Below are 16,248 nucleotides of genomic sequence, written 5' to 3'. Positions count from 1 at the left end.
GGAGGCCCAATGACCCCTTGGCGGAGAACCCTCGCGCACCTGGCCGGGGGCTTGGTCGCCTTGGCCGCCCTGCTGATGCCGGTGGCCTGCGGTCCCGAGGCGGCGCCCCCGACGCAACCTCCAGCCCAGGTGCAGTCGACACCGCAAGATGCGATACCCCCGCATGCCCGCGAAACCCTGGCCTACATCCGCCAGCACGGCTACGCCCCGCCGGGCTATGTGGGCGGGCGCGTCTTCGGGAACTACGAAGGCGCCCTGCCTCGCTACGACGCCCGCCGCAGACGGATCGTCTACCGGGAATGGGATGTGCATCCCAAGGCGGAGGGGCGCAATCGCGGCGCCGAGCGTCTGGTCACGGGCAGCGACGGCCGGGCCTGGTACAGCGCGGACCACTACCGCACCTTCCTTGAGGTGAAGTGATGGCCGGAGGGGTGGACTGGTCCTTCCTGGCCTCGACTCAGCGGCCGCGGGTCCACGTGTGGTCCGGCTCCGCTTCCGACCTGGTGGACGAGGCCCCAGCCGAGGGCGCCCGCATGCTCCGTTGGCTGCGAGGCAGCCGCATGCGGACCCGCCAGGGGCTCATGGACGAATGGGCCGCCGCGGCCCAGTTCCCGCCCCACTTCGGCGGCACCTGGGACAGCCTGCGGGACTGCCTCTCGGACCTGCCTGAAGGCGGGGCCTTCCTGATCCTGGAGGCGGACCAGCTGCTCCAGGATGCCCCGCCGGAGGACGGGACCACCCTGATGGCGGTGCTCTCGGACGTGGCCGAGGATCTGGCCCCCCAGCCGTTCCACCTCGTGCTCCAGGTAGAACCCGCCCGACGCGCGAACCTGGTCGAGGGCCTTCGCGCCTTGACGGTGACCTTCCGGGATCTGTGAAGGACCAAGAACAGACGCTAGAACTGGGCCTTGAAGGCCTCGAAGGCTTCGCGCAGTTCTGCGAGTTCTTCGCGGAGGGTGGAGACTTCGGCCTCGAGTTGGTCCATCCGACCCGGGGCCAGGGGTACCGTGGGGCCCTGTGGGGCCGTCTCTGGGGCCACAGGGCCACTTAACAGGTGTGCCGTTCGCGCCTCTCGTGCACCGGGGGCACGGGGCAGGCGCAGGGCCAGGGGTGGCTCGGCCTCCATCAAGGCCGTAAGGCAGCTCTCCAGTTCAGCCAGGTCGGGGAAGACGTACATGCGACGGGTGTTCGTGCGCAGTTCACCGGGTGTTTGCGGGCCGCGCAGCAGCAGCTCGGCCAGGAGGGCCGCCTCCTGGACCGAGAGGTTCCAGGTGGGCTTGGCGGTGTGGGCAACCTTCAGCACCCGGCCCGGCCAAGGTTCCGCCAGGCCGCGGGCGATCAGAGCATCCACCGCTGCCTGCACCTCGGCTTCGGTCATTGCCAGGACGGGTTCGCGGTTGCTGGACTGGTTACAGGCGTTCACCAGGGCGTTCAAGGACAGGGGATAGATGTCTGGCGTGCTGAGCTGCTTCTCCAGCAGGCAACCCAGCACGCGGCATTCGAAGGGGGCGAGCTCGAAGTCGGGCACGGTGCGCCTAGCGTCCCACCACGCCCGCCACGGGGCTGCTGGCGCTGGCATAGAGGCGCTTGGGCATGCGGCCGCTCTCGAAGGCCAGGCGGCCGGCGATGACGGCGTGATCCATGGCCTGGGCCATCTTGGTGGGCTCGCCGGCCTCGGCCACGGCGGTGTTGAGCAGCACGCCATCGGCACCCAGCTCCATGGCGAGCGCGGCATCGGAAGCCGTGCCCACGCCGGCATCCACGATCATGGGCAGCTGGTAGGCTTCCACGACCTCCTTGATGAGCAGAAGGGTCATGGGGTTCTGCACACCCAGGCCCGAGCCGATGGCGCTGCCCAGGGGCATGACGGCGGCGCAGCCCGCGTCGCAGAGCTTCTTGGCCAGGATGGGATCGGCGTTCACGTAGGGCAGCACCGTGAAGCCCTCCTTCACGAGGATCTTCGCGGCCTCCAGGGTTTCCTCGTTGTCGGGGTAGAGCGATTTCTGGTCCCCGATGACCTCCAGCTTCACCCAGTCGGTGTTCAAGGCCTCGCGGGCCAGGCGGGCCACGCGCAGGGCCTCCTCACGGGTGTAGCAGCCGGCGGTGTTGGGCAGCAGGGCGATGTCCTTGGGGATCCAGTTGAGGATGTTGTCCTCGCCCTTGGCCCCCAGGTCGAAGCGACGCACGGCCAGGGTGATCATCTCCACCCGCGCGGCCCGGTAGCAGGCCTGCATGGTGGCGAAGTCCTTGTACTTGCCCGTGCCGAGGACGAGGCGGTTGCTGAAGGTCTTGCCGGCGATGACGAGGGACATGGCGCGCTCCGAATCTCCAGTCTAGCCCCGCCGGCCTCTGCCTAGAGGGGCCGCGCGCCCGGACCAACCAGCGCCAAGGTCCGTTCCCTGGCCTGATCCCGGTAGAGGATCTGCAGGGGCAGGGGCGCATAGGGATCCGGGGCCCGCAGGAACACCAGCCCCCGCCGAGTCTGGCCGGCCCTCAGTGCTCCCGGAGACCAGGCCTGGTCTCGAAAGAAGGCCTCCAGGCGTCGGTTGCTCCGGGCCGCGATGACGGCGTTGGGGATCCCGATGCAGGCACCGACGATGGCCAGACCCTGGAAGATGGCTTGATCCGAAGGGCCCACGGAACCGCTGGCGGCCTTGTCCGCGGCCCCCAGACTGGCCAGGCCCGGGAGCAGGGGATAGAGGATGTAGGCGAGGCTCTGCTGTTTCACAAGGCTTGCTGCGGCCTCGGGCGGCAGGGCGGTGGCTCCCTCCGGGAGGTCCAGGCGCAGAATCTCGAGGTCAGCCGGCGAGGTGTTCTCGAGGGTCAGCACGAAGACGCGCAGGTTCGCCTGAAGGGCCTTCCGCTCGTACCTTGAGTTGTCCCCCCAGGGCTGCACCACGACTTGCCCCGCAAGCCCGTCACCGCGAACACTGGCAGGTGGCGTGGCGAGGGCCACCGGCCGGTAGATCCGGGCGCAACCCAGGCCTCCTATGATCACAAGCAGGGTGCAGAGCAGCCTTCTCATGGGACCTCCTCAAGAGGTGGCGATCAGGCGGGATGGGGGCGGGGCCGGGGCGGCAGCGCGGAAGCGAAGCCCAGGAGCGCCCCCCAGAGGTGGGCGGCGGGCAGGGTCCGCCAACCTTCCGGGTGAAGCAGGAAGCCCCTGCCAAGGACCGTTTCGGCCCCCAGTTTCAGCAGGAGACCCCCCAGCATCAACAGACCGAGGGGTAGGGAGCCTTGTCGCCCCGCCAGGCGTAGGCCCACCAAGGCCCAGAGGGCGCAGGCCAAGCCCGAGGCGCCGCGGTATTCGCTGGCGCCCAGGGATGGCAGGAGGAGCAGGCTCAGCAGGGGCGGAAGGACGAGCAGCGCCAGGGCCAGCCGCCGCCGATCCCCGGGCGGGGCCAGGATCCAGGGCACGGCCAAGGCCACGGCGTTGGCCAGGGCGTGCTCCCAGCCGAAGTGAACCAGATGGCCGGTCCAAAGGCGCCAGGGCTCCCGGAGGGCCTCGGCGGTGAGGGCGAAGGCGTCCATCAGGCCCGCCGGAACCTCAGGGCGAAGCCGAGCAGGACGAGGGCGCCCAGGACTTCGATCCAGCTGGTGCTGCCGCCGAAGTTCCGCCCACCGCTCTGGCGCAGGGACACGCCCTGGCGGTCCACCACATCCACATCCTTGCGCTCGCCCCGGGCCACCTCGGCCTTGAAGGCGCCCACCTCGGCGTCCAGGTTCTTGGCCAGATCCGCCATGGCCAGCTGCAGGCCCTTCGCCGAGTGTTCCCGGAGCTGCTTCTCGCGGTTGGCCCAGGTGGAGCTGCCCTTGACCTGGCTCTGGCCGGGGGCGCGCAGCAGGAAGGTGTGGCTGGCCACGTCGTAGACGGCGGCGTCGATGAGGGTGTTCGTGTCGTTGGCATCGCCGGGCAGCACATAGGCGCCCACGATGGAAAGGTAGGTGAAGCTGTACCAGCGGGGATCGGTGTTCTGCACCTGGTCCACGCTCACCAGGGCCATGACGTCCACACCGTACATCCGGGCCACCTGGTCCATGTTCTCGAACCCGCCGCTGCTGCGGAGGTAGGCGCTGGGTACGGGCTTGATCTCGGAAATCCAGGGCCGGTCCTTGAAGCTCTGCTTCACCACATCCAGCAGCTGCTTCTCCTGGCCCGGAGCCAGGAGGTTCTGGACCCGCCAGGACGCGTTGCCGCCGGGAACGAAGGCGATGCCCAGCTTCAGGGGCAGCTTGAGGCGGGCCCCGGCGGGGTTCGGCACGGGAGCGGCTTTCTCCTTGGGGTAGAGGTAGTCCATGAGGCTGCTGCGACGGACGTGGGTCTCTGGCGTGTTGCAGCCGACAGCGGCCATCAGGGCCAAGGTGGCGGCGAGGAGGGGGCGGCAGGGCATGGGTTCTCCTTGGAAGACAGACTCAGCGGCGGGTGGGGTCATAGGCAGCGCTGCCCAGCGGGTTCCCGGCCTTGTCGATCAGCTGCACATCCTTCCGGGCCCCCTGGAGGATGTCCTGTTTGAACGCCGCGACTCCCTGATCAAGGGAGGTGGAGAGTTGGGTCATGGCTAGGGCGAGGCTGTCCCGGGCCTGCTGCCGGAAGGCTTCCTCCCGGCCGGACCAGGTGGAGCTGCCCTTGATGGTGCCCACGCCCCCGGCCCGGAACAGGAAGGTGCGGGAGGGCACGTGGTAGACGGCGGCGTCCACCAGGGTGGTGGTGTCGTTCTTGTCGCCCTTCACCATGTAGGCCCCCACCAGGGTCCAGTAGGTCCACGAGTACCACCGGGGGCTGCTGAACTGGACCTGGTCCACGCTCACGAGGGCCACCACCTCCACCCCGAAGGTCCGGCCGACCTGATCCAGGTCGGCGAACCCACCGCCCTGGGTGAGGTAATGGCTGGGGATCACCTTGAAGGAGGCGGTCCACGGCTTCGCCTGGAAGACTTCCGCCACCTTCTGTTCCTGGAGGAGCTCCTGCTCGGGTGAGAACAATCCATCGGGCCCTTCGCCCAGCCCGCCACCGTGCCCCTTTCGTACTGTCGCTTCCTTCGGTACGAAGGCGATGCCGAGGCGGAGGGGCAACTGCAAGCGGGCCGGCCCGGTGGCTTCCGTGGCGGTGGGGGCCTCCCGGGCCCCCAAGTAGGCGGTCAGGCTGCTGCGACGCTGGACGGTTTCGGGCGTGGCGCAGCCGGTGAAGACCAAGGCAAGGACTGCGAGCAGGGGGAGGAGCGAGGTTCGCATGGGGCCTCCGAATCAATACGCATGCGTATGGTTGCCATACGGTATGGTATGGTAAGCTGACCCGGTCACCTGTCAAGGCGGTCATGCCCACGCCCCGCAAGAACCTCCCTCGCCCTGCCACGCCGCTGTCCCCCGAGGCCTGGGTGAAGGCGGCGCAGGCCCTCATCATCCGGGAAGGAGTCTCGTCCGTGGCGGTGGAACCCCTGGCGCATGAACTGGGGGTCACGAAGGGAAGTTTCTACTGGCACTTCGATAGCCGGGACGCCCTCATCAAGGCTGCGCTGGCTGACTGGGAGCAGGATCAGAGCGCCGACGTGGTGACACGCTACGGGGGCATCGCCGACCCGCGGCGGCGCCTGCGCGTGCTGCTTTTCGCGGCGTTCGAGGATGTGGAGAACGGGCTCTTCTTTGCGGCCCTGGCGCTGTCCGGCGAAGATCCCCGCGTGGCCCCCTTCCTTCGGCGCGCCACGGAACGCCGCCTGGCCTTCGGCGCGGAGGCCTTCATGGCCCTGGGCCTATCGGAGGCGGAGGCCCGCCAGCGGGCTCTGCTGGCTTACGCGGCCTACACAGGCTACTTCCAGCTGCTGCGTGCGACGCCCAAGGCCGTGAAGGAGGTGACGGACCTCAGCGGGTACGTGCACCAGCTGGCGGACGCCCTGGTGCCGGCGCGATCTCCACGGAAGGCTTGAACTCCGGCGCCCGAAGGCGTTCCATGGAGCCATCCCACGGTGATCCATGGCCGCCATCCTGATCGTCCCCGGCTACCAGAATTCGGGCCCTGGCCATTGGCAGAGCCTGTGGGAGGGGAGCCTCCGGGATGCGAAGCGGGTGGAGATGCCCAACTGGGACTTCCCCCGCAAGGTGGAGTGGGTGGAGGCCCTGGACGAGGCCATCGCCGACTGCACGGAGCCACCCCTGCTGGTGGGTCATTCGCTGGGCTGCCTGGTCATCGCGCACTGGGCGGAAGACCACGATCGCGAGATCAAGGGCGCGCTGCTGGCGACCCCGGTGGATCCAGAGCGGCCGGAAGCCCTGCCGGCCATCCGGGGCTTCGCCCCGATCCCCAGGGTGCGGTTGCCCTTCGAGGCCATCCTGGCCGCCTCGGCGGACGATGCCTACTTGAGCCTCTCCCGGGCCCGGTCCCTGGCGGCGGATTGGGGGGCCCGCTTCGTGGACCTGGGCCGCTGTGGGCACCTGAACCTGGCCTCGGGCCACGGACCCTGGCCCCGGGGCGAGGCGCTGCTAACAGAATTAAGCTAGCCGGTTGCAGAATGGGCCCCTGGCATGGGAAGGTGGACCTTCCGATGGAGGAGCGATCCCCATCAGTACCGACGGCGAGGGCGATGAACCCGATGACCCGGCGGGAAAGGGGAGGATCGCCGAAGGGTTCACGAATCATCAGCGTGGCCCCTGGACGTCGAGGCGAAAGCCCGGCGGCTGTCGTGCCGGTCACCCGGCGCGGAGGGCCTGAGGCGCGGCGGCGGGACCCCACCCACCGCGTTCCTGATGGCACCGTCGGCCCGCCGAGGTTTCCATGAACGCCACCACCGCTGATCTCCGACGCTGGCTCACCGGCAGCCTCCAGCGGTTGTGCGCCTGCGAGACCACCTCGGGCCAGGAGGACGCGGGGAAGCCGGAGCTGCGGACCCTCCTGTTGGCACTCGGCGCGAAGGTCATCGAGCAGCCCGTGGCGGAGGGCCGCACCAATGTCCTGGCCCTCTGGGGCAACCCGCGCGTGCTCTTCTCTACCCACCTCGATACGGTGCCGCCCTATCTGCCGCCACGGCTGGAGGGTGAGGTCTTCCTGGGCCGCGGCACCTGCGATGCCAAGGGCCAGATCGCGGCCCAGCTCGGGGCGATCCGGACCCTGCTGGCGGAGGGTCACGAACATCTGGCCTGGTTGGGGGTGGTGGGCGAGGAGACGGATAGCGCCGGAGCCTCGGCGGCCCTGGGCCTGGCGGGCCGGTTGCGGGAGCTGCGCGTCCTCGTCAATGGCGAGCCCACGGACCTGAAGCTGGCCACGGGCCAACGGGGCGCCCAGCACCTGCGCCTCCACTGCAGGGGCCGGGCCGCCCACAGCGGCAGCCCCGAGCTGGGCCACGACGCGACCTGGCCCCTGCTGGACTGGCTCCAGCGCCTGCGCGAGCAGCCGCGCCCCGTCGATTCCGCCCTGGGGCCTGAGGTCTGGAACCTGGGCCTGCTTCGGGCCGGCGAGGCCCTCAACTCCGTGCCGGCCTCGGCGGAGGCCCGGATCATGGCCCGCACCCTGCCCGACAGCACCTTTGTCGTGGAAGCCCGCCGCCTGGCCCCGCCCGAGGGTTCGGTGGCCCTCACCCTCGACGAAGCGCCGGACCGCTATCCCGAGATTCCCGGCTTCGACTATGCCGCCATGCCCTTCGGCTCCGACGCCCCCACGTTGCGTGCCCTGGTGCCCGACCGCACGGTGGTGCTGGCCGGGCCGGGCAGCATCCGCGTGGCACACACGCTGGAGGAGCGCCTTACCCTCGCCGATTTGGAGGAGGGCGTGGAACTCAACCGCCGATTGGCCTTGCACTTCCTGGGAGACTGAACCATGACCACCAGAATTCCTGTCACCGTCCTGGGCGCCACTGGCGTCGTCGGCCAGCGCTTCGTGCGCCGGTTGGCCAACCATCCCCTCTTCCGCGTCGAGCACCTCGCCGCCAGCGAACGCAGCGCCGGCAAGCGCTACCGCGATGCCTGCGCCTGGCGCCTGGACGGCGAGCCCTACGGGGGCCTGGGCGACCAGGTGATGGCCGAGGGCACCCCGGAGTTCGCCCTCTCGCCGGTGATCTTCAGCGCCTTGGACACGGGACCCGCCAAGGATCTCGAACCTGCCTTCGCTCGCGCCGGGGCGATGGTGTTTTCCAACGCCGCGGCCTACCGCATGTCGCCGGAAGTGCCGCTGCTGGTGCCGGAGGTCAACGCGGACCATCTGGGCCTGCTGGATGTCCAGCGCCACCACCATGGGTGGAGCGGCGGCATCATCACCAACGCCAACTGCACCTCCACCGTGCTGGTGATGGCCCTGGCGCCGCTGCACCAGGCCTTCGGCGTGGAGGCCGTGATGATGACCTCCATGCAGGCCATCAGCGGGGCGGGCTATCCCGGCGTGGCCAGCCTGGACATCCTGGGCAACGTCATCCCCTTCATCCGCAATGAGGAGCCGAAAGTGGAGGAGGAGACCCCCAAGATGCTCGGCCATTTCACGGGCAAGGAAGTGGAACTGGCCCCCATGCTGGTGAGTGCCCTTTGCCACCGCGTGCCTGTCATCGAGGGCCACACGGAGGCCGTGAGCGTGAAGCTGAAGGGCAACCCCTCCTTGGAGGCCGTGCGTGACGCCTGGCTGGCCTGGAGGCCCGAGCCTCAGAGGCTCAAGCTGTTTTCGGCCCCGCCCATTCCCATCCATGTCCACACGCTGGAGGATCGCCCCCAGGTGCGCCGCGATGTGGAGCGGGACGAGGGCATGAGTGTCCACGTGGGCCGCCTTCGGGCCTGCCCCATCCTCGGCGTGAAGTTCGCCCTCCTTGGCCACAACACTGAGCGAGGGGCGGCGGGCGGCAGCATCCTGAACGCCGAACTGGCGCATGCGAAGGGGTACCTCCGATGATCCGTTCCTCGAACCGCCTCTCGCACGTGTTGTCTGGCAGCCCGCGATCGGACATGCCATCAAGGCATGTCCTCATGCTCCCCGCTGCGCGGGATCGCAGAGCGGGGCCCCCCCGAGCGGGCGCGGCGGGCGGCAGCATCCTGAACGCCGAACTGGCGCATGCGAAGGGGTACCTCCGATGATCCGTTCCTCGAACCGCCTCTCGCACGTGTTGTCTGGCAGCCCGCGATCGGGCGCGGCGGGCGGCAGCATCCTCAATGCGGAACTCGCCCATGCGAAGGGGTACCTCCGATGATCGTCCTCAAGTTCGGTGGCAGCAGCGTGGCCGATGCGGCCTGCATGCGGCAGGTGGCGGGCCTGGTGAAGGCGGCCCTGCCCCAGTCGCCCCTGGTGGTGCTGTCCGCCATGGGCAAGACCACCAACGGTCTCTTCGAGGCGGCGAAGGCGGCGGAGGCCGGGGACCTTGGTGGCGCCATGGAGCGCCAGCGGAAGCTCATGGCGTCCCACCGGAAGGCGGCGGAGGACCTCTTCGCCGGCGAGGTGCCCGAGGAACTGGATGTGGCGCTCACGGACCTCTTCGGGGAGCTGGAGCTCCTGCTCCGCGGCGTGGCCATGCTGCGCGAGCTGAGCCCCCGCAGCATGGATGCCATCGCCTCTCTGGGCGAGCGGCTGTCCACGCGAATCTTCTCGGCTTATGTAGGCGGCGCCTGGGTGGACGCTCGGACCGTGCTGCGCACGGATGCCGTGTTCGGCGAGGCCGCGCCCCAGCAGGACGCCATCCGCTCCCTGGCCGCAGAACACCTGCAGCCGCTGCTGGGGCCCGGCCGAGCCGTGGTCACCCAGGGCTACATCGGCGCCACGGAGGATGGGCTCACCACCACCCTGGGTCGCGGCGGCAGTGATTTCTCGGCGGCCCTCTTCGGCGCGGCCCTGGGCGCGGCGGAGGTGCAGATCTGGACCGATGTCGAAGGCGTGCTCACCGCCGATCCCCGCATCGTCCCCGAGGCCCTGCCCATTCCCGAGCTGAGCTTCGCGGAGGCGGCGGAGCTGGCGGCCTTCGGGGCCAAGGTCCTCCATCCGGCGACCATCCAGCCCGCCGTCGAGGCCCGCATCCCCGTCACTGTCCGGCATACGCAAAAACCCGAGGGCCGCTTCACCACCATTTCGGCCGAGGTCCGAACCGGCCGCCCCATCACGGCCCTGGCCAGTCGCGGCCCGGTGACGGTGCTCACCGTGAGCAGCTCCCGCATGTTGGCCCAGAGCGGCTTCCTGGCGCGCCTCTTCGAGGTGTTTGGCCGCCGCGGGGTGAGCGTGGATCTGGTGGCCACCGCCGAGGTGAGCGTGTCCCTCACCGTGGAGGCGGGCATGCCGCTGAAGGCGCTGATCAAGGACCTCTCGGCTTTCGCCACGGTGGAGGTGAACGAGGGCCGGGCGATCATCGCCGCCGTGGGAGAACGCCTGAAGTCCACGCCTGGCCTGGGTGCCCGTCTGCTTTCCTCGCTGGGTGACATCAACGTGGAAATGATCAGCATGGGCGCCAACGAGATCAACCTGAGCCTCGTGGTGCGCCAGGAACAGGGCGATGAGGCCCTGCGCCGACTCCACCACGTGCTGGTGGGAGGGACGCCGTGACGCCCTTCCGCATCGGTCTGTTCGGAAAGGGCCGTCTGGGGGCCGCCATCGCCGCGGTAGCCGCGGAGTCCCTGACCTGGCAGGTGGGCCGTGGCGACACCCCGGAAGCCAAGGCCGACGTGGCCATCGACGCCAGCGTGGCCGAGGCGGTGGAAGCGCACCTGGCCTGGGCCCTGGCGACGGGGACGGATCTGGTGATCGGCACCACGGGCTGGGCCATTCCGGAACTTGAGGCCCGCGTGGCAGGCCGCATCGGCGTGCTCTCGGCCTCAAACTTCTCGATTTCCGTGGCCCTCATGGCGCGCTTTGCCACGGTACTGGGCCGCTTCGCCGCCCTCGATCCGGCACGAGACCCCTACCTGGTGGAGCATCACCACCGCCTCAAGGTCGACGCCCCCTCGGGCACGGCCAAGACCCTGGCGGCGGCCCTGATGGTGGGCTGTCCCCGCAAAACGGAATGGACCCTCGGCACCCCGGCGCCGCACCAGCTGAGCGTCGGCGTGGTGCGGGCCGGGGCCGAGTTCGGCACGCACACCGTGGGGATCGATGCCCCGGCCGAGGTGCTGGAGCTGACGCACCGGGCCCGGTCCCGCGCCCCCTTCGCGCAAGGCGCCCTGGTCGCCGCCCGCTGGGTTCATGGCCGCAAGGGCGTCTTCACCATGGATGACCTGGCCGCCGATCTGCTCGACCCCCTCTTTGTGTTTGGAGGAAGACCATGACCCTTGATCTCTCCGGCCTCGCTGTCGCCCTGGCCACGCCCTTCAAGGCCTCGGGCGAGGTGGACCTGCCCGCCTTCCGGAAGCTGGTGCGCCACGTAGTGGCCGGCGGTGTGGACTTCCTCGTACCCCTGGGCTCCACGGGCGAGGCCGCCACCATCGTCGAAGTCGAGCGCGACATCCTCATCACCGCCTGCCTGGAGGAAAGCAGCGGCCGCCCCGTGGTCGTGGGGACGGGCCACAACGCCACCCGCCAAGCCGCGGCGATGACGAAACGGGCCCAGGCCCTCGGCGCCCAGGGCGCCTTGGTGGTCACGCCCTACTACAACAAGCCCACGCCCGATGGCCTGGTGGCACACTTCGCCGCTGTGGCCGAGGCGGCGCCCGGATTCCCGCTCATCGCCTACAACGTGCCGGGCCGCACCGGGTTGAACGTGACGCCGCCCGTTCTGGCGCGGCTCTGGGAGAACCCCCAGGTGGTGGCCGTGAAGGAGAGCAGCGGCAACCTCGCCCAGATCGCGGAGATCGTCCGCCAGCTGCCGCGGGGGAAGGTCCTGTTGTCGGGGGACGACAACCTGGCCCTGGCCGCCATCGCCGTGGGGGCCTCGGGCCTGATCTCGGTGCTGGGCAACGCCCTGCCCCGGGAGACCGCTGCCCTGGTCGCCGCCGCCCGCCGGGGCGACCGGGCCGAGGCGCTCCGCCTCCACCAGCAGCTGCTGCCCCTCATGGACGCCCTGTTCGTCGAGAGCAATCCCATCCCCCTGAAGGCGGCTCTGAAGATGCTGGGGCTCTGCGGGGATGGCTTGCGTCTGCCCCTGGTCCCCGCGGTCGCGGCCACCCGCACCCGCCTGGCCGAAGCCCTCTGCCTCTCCACCGAGGGCACCTTCCCCGGAGTGATCTGATGGTCGTCGATCTGGATACCGTCCACCGCTTCTTCAGCCGTTCCCCGGAGGAACTGACGACTGATCCCGAAGCGCCCGCCATGCACCAGGTGCTCCTCTCCGCCCTGGAGAGCGGGATCGTGCGGGCCGCCGAACAGCGGTCGGACGGCAGCTGGCAGGCCAACCCGTGGGTGAAGCAGGCCATCCTCTGCGGCTTCCGCCGCACCAGCCTCGTGGAGATGCCCGGGCCCGGCTTTCCCATGTTCGACAAGACCGCCTACCCGGCCCGCCACTTCGGCCTGGAGGACGGGGTGCGCCTCGTGCCTGGCGGCTCCTCCGTGCGCCGCGGCGCCCACATCGCGAAGGGGGTGGTGATCATGCCCCCGGCCTACGTCAACGTGGGCGCCTTCGTGGACGAGGGCACCATGGTGGACAGCCACGCCCTGGTGGGCAGCTGCGCTCAGATCGGCAAGCGGGTGCACCTCTCCGCTGCCGCCCAGATCGGCGGCGTGCTGGAGCCCGCGGGCGCCCGGCCCGTGGTGGTGGAGGACGACGCCTTCGTGGGTGGCCTCGTGGGCCTGTTCGAGGGCATCGTCGTGCGGAAGCGGGCGGTGCTGGCCTCGGGCGTGGTCATCACGGGCAGCACCGTGATCTACGACCTGGTGCACGGCCGGGAGCTGCGCCAGGAGGTGCCCGAAGGCGCCGTGGTGGTGCCGGGGTCCCGCCCGGCCTCGGGCGACTATGCCAAGGCGCACGGACTCCAGGTGTCCGCCCCCTGTATCGTGAAGTACCGCGACGACCGGACCGACGCGGCGACTGCCCTTGAGCAAGCGCTGAGGTAGAGGTATCAACGAAATGCAAACCACCAAGACGCCAAGGCGCCAAGAACTGCAAAAGGCTTTTGTCCTTACTTGGTGACTTGGTGGTGATCTGTTGCTTTTGATCTTTTCTTGAGGATTCCGTGCGACCCGCCTCCCGCCTATCGCTGCTCAAGCCCTCACCCATCCGCGCCATCACGGACGGCACGCCGCCCGGGGCCATCCCCCTGGGCCTGGGCGAGCCCACCTGGGACCTGCCGGAGGTGGGCCGGAAGGCCCTGCTGCGGAACCCGGGCCCCTGTCCCTATGTGCCCCACGTGGGCCTGCTGGACCTGCGGAAGGCGGTGGCCGCCTTCCACGGCGCTCACGTGGACGAGGTGCTCATCACCACCGGCTCCCAGGGGGCGCTATTCTCGCTCTTCCAGGCCTGGGTGGAGCCGGGCACGAAGGTGCTGGTGCCTGATCCCGGCTTCGTGGCTTATCCGGCCCTCGCGCTGATGGCGGGCGCCGAGGCCGTGCCTTATCCGTTGTCCAAGGACCGCTTCCGCTTGGATGCGGAGGCCCTGATCCGCGTGTTGGACGCCACCCCGGACGTGTCCGCGGTGGTCCTCAACCTGCCCTCGAACCCCACGGGCGGCGGCGGGAGCCTGGAGGCCCTCAAGCGCGTGGCCGACGCCTGCATCGCCCGCGGCGTGCTGCTCATCTCCGACGAGGTCTACCGTGACCTGCACTTCGGCACCCGCTGCCCCAGCCTGCGGGACGTGACGGACCGCGGCGTGGTGACCAGCTCCGTCAGCAAGGGCTGGGGCGCCCCGGGCCTGCGCGTGGGTTGGGCCGTGGGCGATCCCGCCTGGCTCCTTCCCGCCCGCACGGTGCACGGCTACGCGGTGACGGGCACGGCCACGCCCGCGCAATGGGCGGCGCTGGCCTTGATCGAACACTCCGACACGGTGCTCGCCGAGGCCCGCGCGGCCGCGGGCGAGCGCTGGCAGGCCCTGGCCGCAGCCCTGCGCGAGGAGTTGGGTCAGGTCGTGACACCCCCGGACGGCACCTTCTACCACTTCATGGCCCTGCCCGAGGCGGCCCATGCGGATCCCGTGGCTTTCTGCCTGAAGCTGCGCGACGAGGCCAAGGTGGTGCTCATCCCGGGCCTGGCTTTCGGCGAGGGCGGCCGCGGCCACGCCCGCCTCAGCTTCGCTGCCACCCCCGAGCAGCTAAGGGAAGGCGTGCGGCGGCTGGCGACGTACTGGAAGCCCTGACGAGGGCGTTCTCCGCGGTTCGAGGTTCCCATGCTATTCGCGCTCGATGATGCTCAATGCCAATCCCTCGCCGAGACCCACGGCACGCCCTGTTTTGCTTATTCGGGAGCAGTGGCGGAGGCGGGCTTCCGGGCGCTGCGCGCGGCCCTGCCGGAGCGGGTGCGGATCGCCTATGCGGTGAAGGCCAACCCGCACGCGGACCTGCTGAGGTGTTTCGACGCCCTGGGCGCCAGCTTCGACTGCGCGTCCATCGGGGAGCTGGAGCGGGTGGAGGCGCTGAACCTGCCAGCGGGACGCACCTTCTTTGCCGGGCCCGGCAAGCGGGGGCCCGAGCTGCAGAAGGCCCTGTACATGGGTGTCCGCGTGCAGGCCGAGGGCTTCGAGGACCTGGCCCGCATCGACGCCATGGCCACCCGGGAGACGGCGGTGAACCTGCGGGTGCACCCGGCCTTCGACATCGATGAGGGCAACCGCATCATCGGCGGCAGCGGGCCCTCGGCCTTCGGCGTGGACGAGGAGGACGTGCCGGCGCTGATGGAGAAGGCGGCCAGGCTGACGCATGTGCGCATCAAGGGCCTCCACGTCTTCGCCGCCAGCAACCAGCGGGATGCCGCCAAGCTGAAGGCCATCCACGGCGCGGTGCTGGACCTGGCGAAGCGCCTGCACGAGGCCCACGGGCTGGCCTTCGAGCAGATCGACCTGGGCGGCGGCCTGGGCGTGCCGTATGCGCCGGACGAAGCGCCCCTGGACCTGACGGATTTTGGACAAGGACTGTCCGATCTGCTGACACGACACGCCTGGTTCAAGGGCGAGCTGATCCTGGAGCCGGGCCGCTTCCTGGCCGGCCCCTGCGGCATCTACCTGGCCCGGGTGGTGCGCCTCAAGGAGAGCCGCGGCACCCGCTTCGCCATCCTGGAGGGCGGCATCAACCACCTCATCCGGCCTCTCCTCACAGGCCAGCCCTTCCCGGTGAAGGCCGTGGGAAAAGGCGAGGGAAATGTGCCCTACACCCTGGCGGGGCCCCTCTGCACCAGCCTGGACCGCCTGGGCGAGGTGCGCCTGCCGGAGCTGGCGGCGGGGGATCTGCTGGCCTTCGGCACCACCGGTGCCTACGGCCTGAACGAGGGCATGACCCACTTCCTGAGCCACCCGGTGCCGCCGGAGGTCTGGGTGGCGGGCTGATCCCCGCAAGATCCGGGTGGGTGCGGGTCGTCCGTGATCGCATCTTGGCCTGGGAGGTCCTCATGTCTAGCAGCGACTACAGCCGGGTGGAGCGGGCCATCCGCTTCCTCGCCGATCACGCGGAGGAGCAGCCGAGCCTGGAGCAGGTGGCGGAGGAGGTGGGCCTCAGCCCCTTCCACTTCCAGCGGCTCTTCCAGCGGTGGGCGGGGGTGAGCCCCAAGCGCTTCCTCCAGGTCCTGACCCTGGCGGAGGCGAAGCGCATGCTCGCCGAATCCCGGAGCCTGCTCGAGGTGAGCCACGCGGTGGGCCTCTCGGGCCCCGGCCGCCTGCACGACCTCTTCCTCTCCCTTGAGCGGATGACCCCAGGGGAGTACAAGGCCCAGGCTGGAGGTCTCACGGTCCACTGGGGCCTGGAGGAGACGCCCTTCGGCCCGGCGCTCTTCGCGGCCCTCGACCGGGGCCTCTGCGGCCTGACCTTCCTCGGCGAGGAGGGCCGCGACGGCGCCCTGGCCGAGCTCCAGGCCCGCTGGCCCGGGGCACGCCTGGAGCGAGGGGACGCCCTCATCCGCCCCTATGCGGAGGCCTTTCAGGCGCGCCTGCGGGATGGCGTGGGCCAACCCCTCAGCCTCGTCCTCAAGGGCACGCCCTTCCAGCTCCGGGCCTGGGAGGCCCTCCTGCGGGTTCCCCCGGGCCAGGCCGTGTCCTACCGCGACCTGGCCACCCTGTCCGGCGCCCCGGACGCCGTGCGCGCCGTGGGCACGGCCGTGGGGCAGAACCCCATCGCCTGGCTCATCCCGTGCCACCGCGTGATCCAGGCCACCGGGGCCCTGGGCCAGTACCACTGGGGCGCCGCGCGGAAGCAGGCCATCCTCGCCTTCGAGCGGGCGAGGACGGCCTGAA

Annotated in this window: 19 protein-coding genes and 1 riboswitch; of the genes, 13 read left to right on the top strand and 6 right to left on the bottom strand. The window is 70.1% G+C overall.

Annotated features, from left to right (window positions below):
• Positions 1–9 precede the first annotated feature (9 nt).
• On the top strand, positions 10–420 hold the full coding sequence (locus NOV74_RS12290) for a guanyl-specific ribonuclease (RefSeq protein ID WP_257312897.1): 411 nt from the start codon (positions 10–12) through the stop codon (positions 418–420).
• A gap of 11 nt (positions 421–431) precedes the next feature.
• Entirely contained in the window at positions 432–878 is a 447-nt protein-coding gene (locus NOV74_RS12285) for a barstar family protein (protein ID WP_257312894.1), read from the top strand.
• A gap of 17 nt (positions 879–895) precedes the next feature.
• On the opposite strand, the gene NOV74_RS12280 is transcribed toward NOV74_RS12285, so the two are convergent.
• From NOV74_RS12280 to rhlP (NOV74_RS12255), 6 genes are read right to left on the bottom strand one after another with little or no spacing between them, the layout of a single operon-like run.
• Entirely contained in the window at positions 896–1,579 is a 684-nt protein-coding gene (locus tag NOV74_RS12280; RefSeq protein ID WP_306672471.1) for a YceH family protein, read from the bottom strand.
• Entirely contained in the window at positions 1,536–2,312 is a 777-nt protein-coding gene (locus tag NOV74_RS12275) for a thiazole synthase (protein WP_257312887.1), read from the bottom strand. Before NOV74_RS12275 ends, NOV74_RS12280 begins: the two co-directional genes overlap by 44 nt.
• A gap of 41 nt (positions 2,313–2,353) precedes the next feature.
• Positions 2,354–3,025, bottom strand: a complete 672-nt coding sequence (locus NOV74_RS12270) for a hypothetical protein (protein ID WP_257312885.1) — start codon at positions 3,023–3,025, stop codon at positions 2,354–2,356.
• Between the two features lie 23 nt (positions 3,026–3,048).
• Positions 3,049–3,531 carry a rhomboid family intramembrane serine protease gene (locus NOV74_RS12265; protein WP_257312881.1) on the bottom strand — a complete coding sequence of 161 codons (483 nt, stop codon included), beginning with the start codon at positions 3,529–3,531 and terminating at the stop codon, positions 3,049–3,051.
• Positions 3,531–4,391 (bottom strand): rhombotarget lipoprotein, encoded by an 861-nt coding sequence (gene rhlP / locus NOV74_RS12260; protein WP_257312880.1) that lies wholly within the window; start codon positions 4,389–4,391, stop codon positions 3,531–3,533. Before rhlP (NOV74_RS12260) ends, NOV74_RS12265 begins: the two co-directional genes overlap by 1 nt.
• A 22-nt stretch (positions 4,392–4,413) precedes the next feature.
• Positions 4,414–5,232, bottom strand: coding sequence for a rhombotarget lipoprotein (rhlP, locus tag NOV74_RS12255; RefSeq protein WP_257312878.1), 819 nt, complete (start codon positions 5,230–5,232; stop codon positions 4,414–4,416).
• An 83-nt stretch (positions 5,233–5,315) separates the two neighbouring features.
• Here rhlP (NOV74_RS12255) and NOV74_RS12250 point away from each other — a divergent pair, with 83 nt between their 5' ends.
• From NOV74_RS12250 to NOV74_RS12200, 11 genes are all read left to right on the top strand, one after another.
• Complete coding sequence (locus NOV74_RS12250; protein ID WP_257312876.1) at positions 5,316–5,921, top strand: TetR/AcrR family transcriptional regulator; 606 nt, start codon at positions 5,316–5,318, stop codon at positions 5,919–5,921.
• 46 nt (positions 5,922–5,967) lie between these two features.
• Complete coding sequence (locus NOV74_RS12245) at positions 5,968–6,492, top strand: RBBP9/YdeN family alpha/beta hydrolase (protein WP_257312874.1); 525 nt, start codon at positions 5,968–5,970, stop codon at positions 6,490–6,492.
• Positions 6,493–6,529: 37 nt separating this feature from the next.
• Positions 6,530–6,709: riboswitch (Lysine riboswitch) on the top strand.
• A gap of 57 nt (positions 6,710–6,766) precedes the next feature.
• Positions 6,767–7,801, top strand: coding sequence for a M20/M25/M40 family metallo-hydrolase (locus NOV74_RS12240; protein ID WP_257312873.1), 1,035 nt, complete (start codon positions 6,767–6,769; stop codon positions 7,799–7,801).
• Positions 7,802–7,804: 3 nt separating this feature from the next.
• Positions 7,805–8,860, top strand: coding sequence for an aspartate-semialdehyde dehydrogenase (gene asd / locus NOV74_RS12235; RefSeq protein WP_257312870.1), 1,056 nt, complete (start codon positions 7,805–7,807; stop codon positions 8,858–8,860).
• Positions 8,861–9,151: 291 nt separating this feature from the next.
• Positions 9,152–10,492 carry a lysine-sensitive aspartokinase 3 gene (lysC, locus tag NOV74_RS12230; RefSeq protein ID WP_257312868.1) on the top strand — a complete coding sequence of 447 codons (1,341 nt, stop codon included), beginning with the start codon at positions 9,152–9,154 and terminating at the stop codon, positions 10,490–10,492.
• On the top strand, positions 10,489–11,211 hold the full coding sequence (locus NOV74_RS12225) for a 4-hydroxy-tetrahydrodipicolinate reductase (RefSeq protein WP_257312865.1): 723 nt from the start codon (positions 10,489–10,491) through the stop codon (positions 11,209–11,211). Before lysC ends, NOV74_RS12225 begins: the two co-directional genes overlap by 4 nt.
• Positions 11,208–12,110 (top strand): 4-hydroxy-tetrahydrodipicolinate synthase, encoded by a 903-nt coding sequence (dapA, locus tag NOV74_RS12220; RefSeq protein WP_257312862.1) that lies wholly within the window; start codon positions 11,208–11,210, stop codon positions 12,108–12,110. The genes NOV74_RS12225 and dapA overlap by 4 nt, the downstream gene beginning before the upstream one ends.
• A complete protein-coding gene (locus NOV74_RS12215) occupies positions 12,110–12,931 on the top strand; it encodes a 2,3,4,5-tetrahydropyridine-2,6-dicarboxylate N-succinyltransferase (protein WP_257312859.1) in 822 nt (273 codons plus the stop codon). Before dapA ends, NOV74_RS12215 begins: the two co-directional genes overlap by 1 nt.
• A gap of 119 nt (positions 12,932–13,050) precedes the next feature.
• Positions 13,051–14,166 carry a pyridoxal phosphate-dependent aminotransferase gene (locus NOV74_RS12210; RefSeq protein WP_257312856.1) on the top strand — a complete coding sequence of 372 codons (1,116 nt, stop codon included), beginning with the start codon at positions 13,051–13,053 and terminating at the stop codon, positions 14,164–14,166.
• A gap of 30 nt (positions 14,167–14,196) precedes the next feature.
• Positions 14,197–15,348, top strand: coding sequence for a type III PLP-dependent enzyme domain-containing protein (locus NOV74_RS12205; RefSeq protein ID WP_257312854.1), 1,152 nt, complete (start codon positions 14,197–14,199; stop codon positions 15,346–15,348).
• 62 nt (positions 15,349–15,410) lie between these two features.
• Positions 15,411–16,247, top strand: a complete 837-nt coding sequence (locus NOV74_RS12200) for a bifunctional transcriptional activator/DNA repair enzyme AdaA (RefSeq protein ID WP_257312851.1) — start codon at positions 15,411–15,413, stop codon at positions 16,245–16,247.
• The last annotated feature ends 1 nt before the right edge of the window (position 16,248 follow it).

It is taken from the genome of Geothrix fuzhouensis, from assembly GCF_024609325.1.
GTDB classification, from domain to species: Bacteria; Acidobacteriota; Holophagae; order Holophagales; family Holophagaceae; genus Geothrix; species Geothrix fuzhouensis.
Note: the sequence above shows the minus strand (reverse complement) of the source record. Positions and strands in the feature narration are given on the sequence as shown.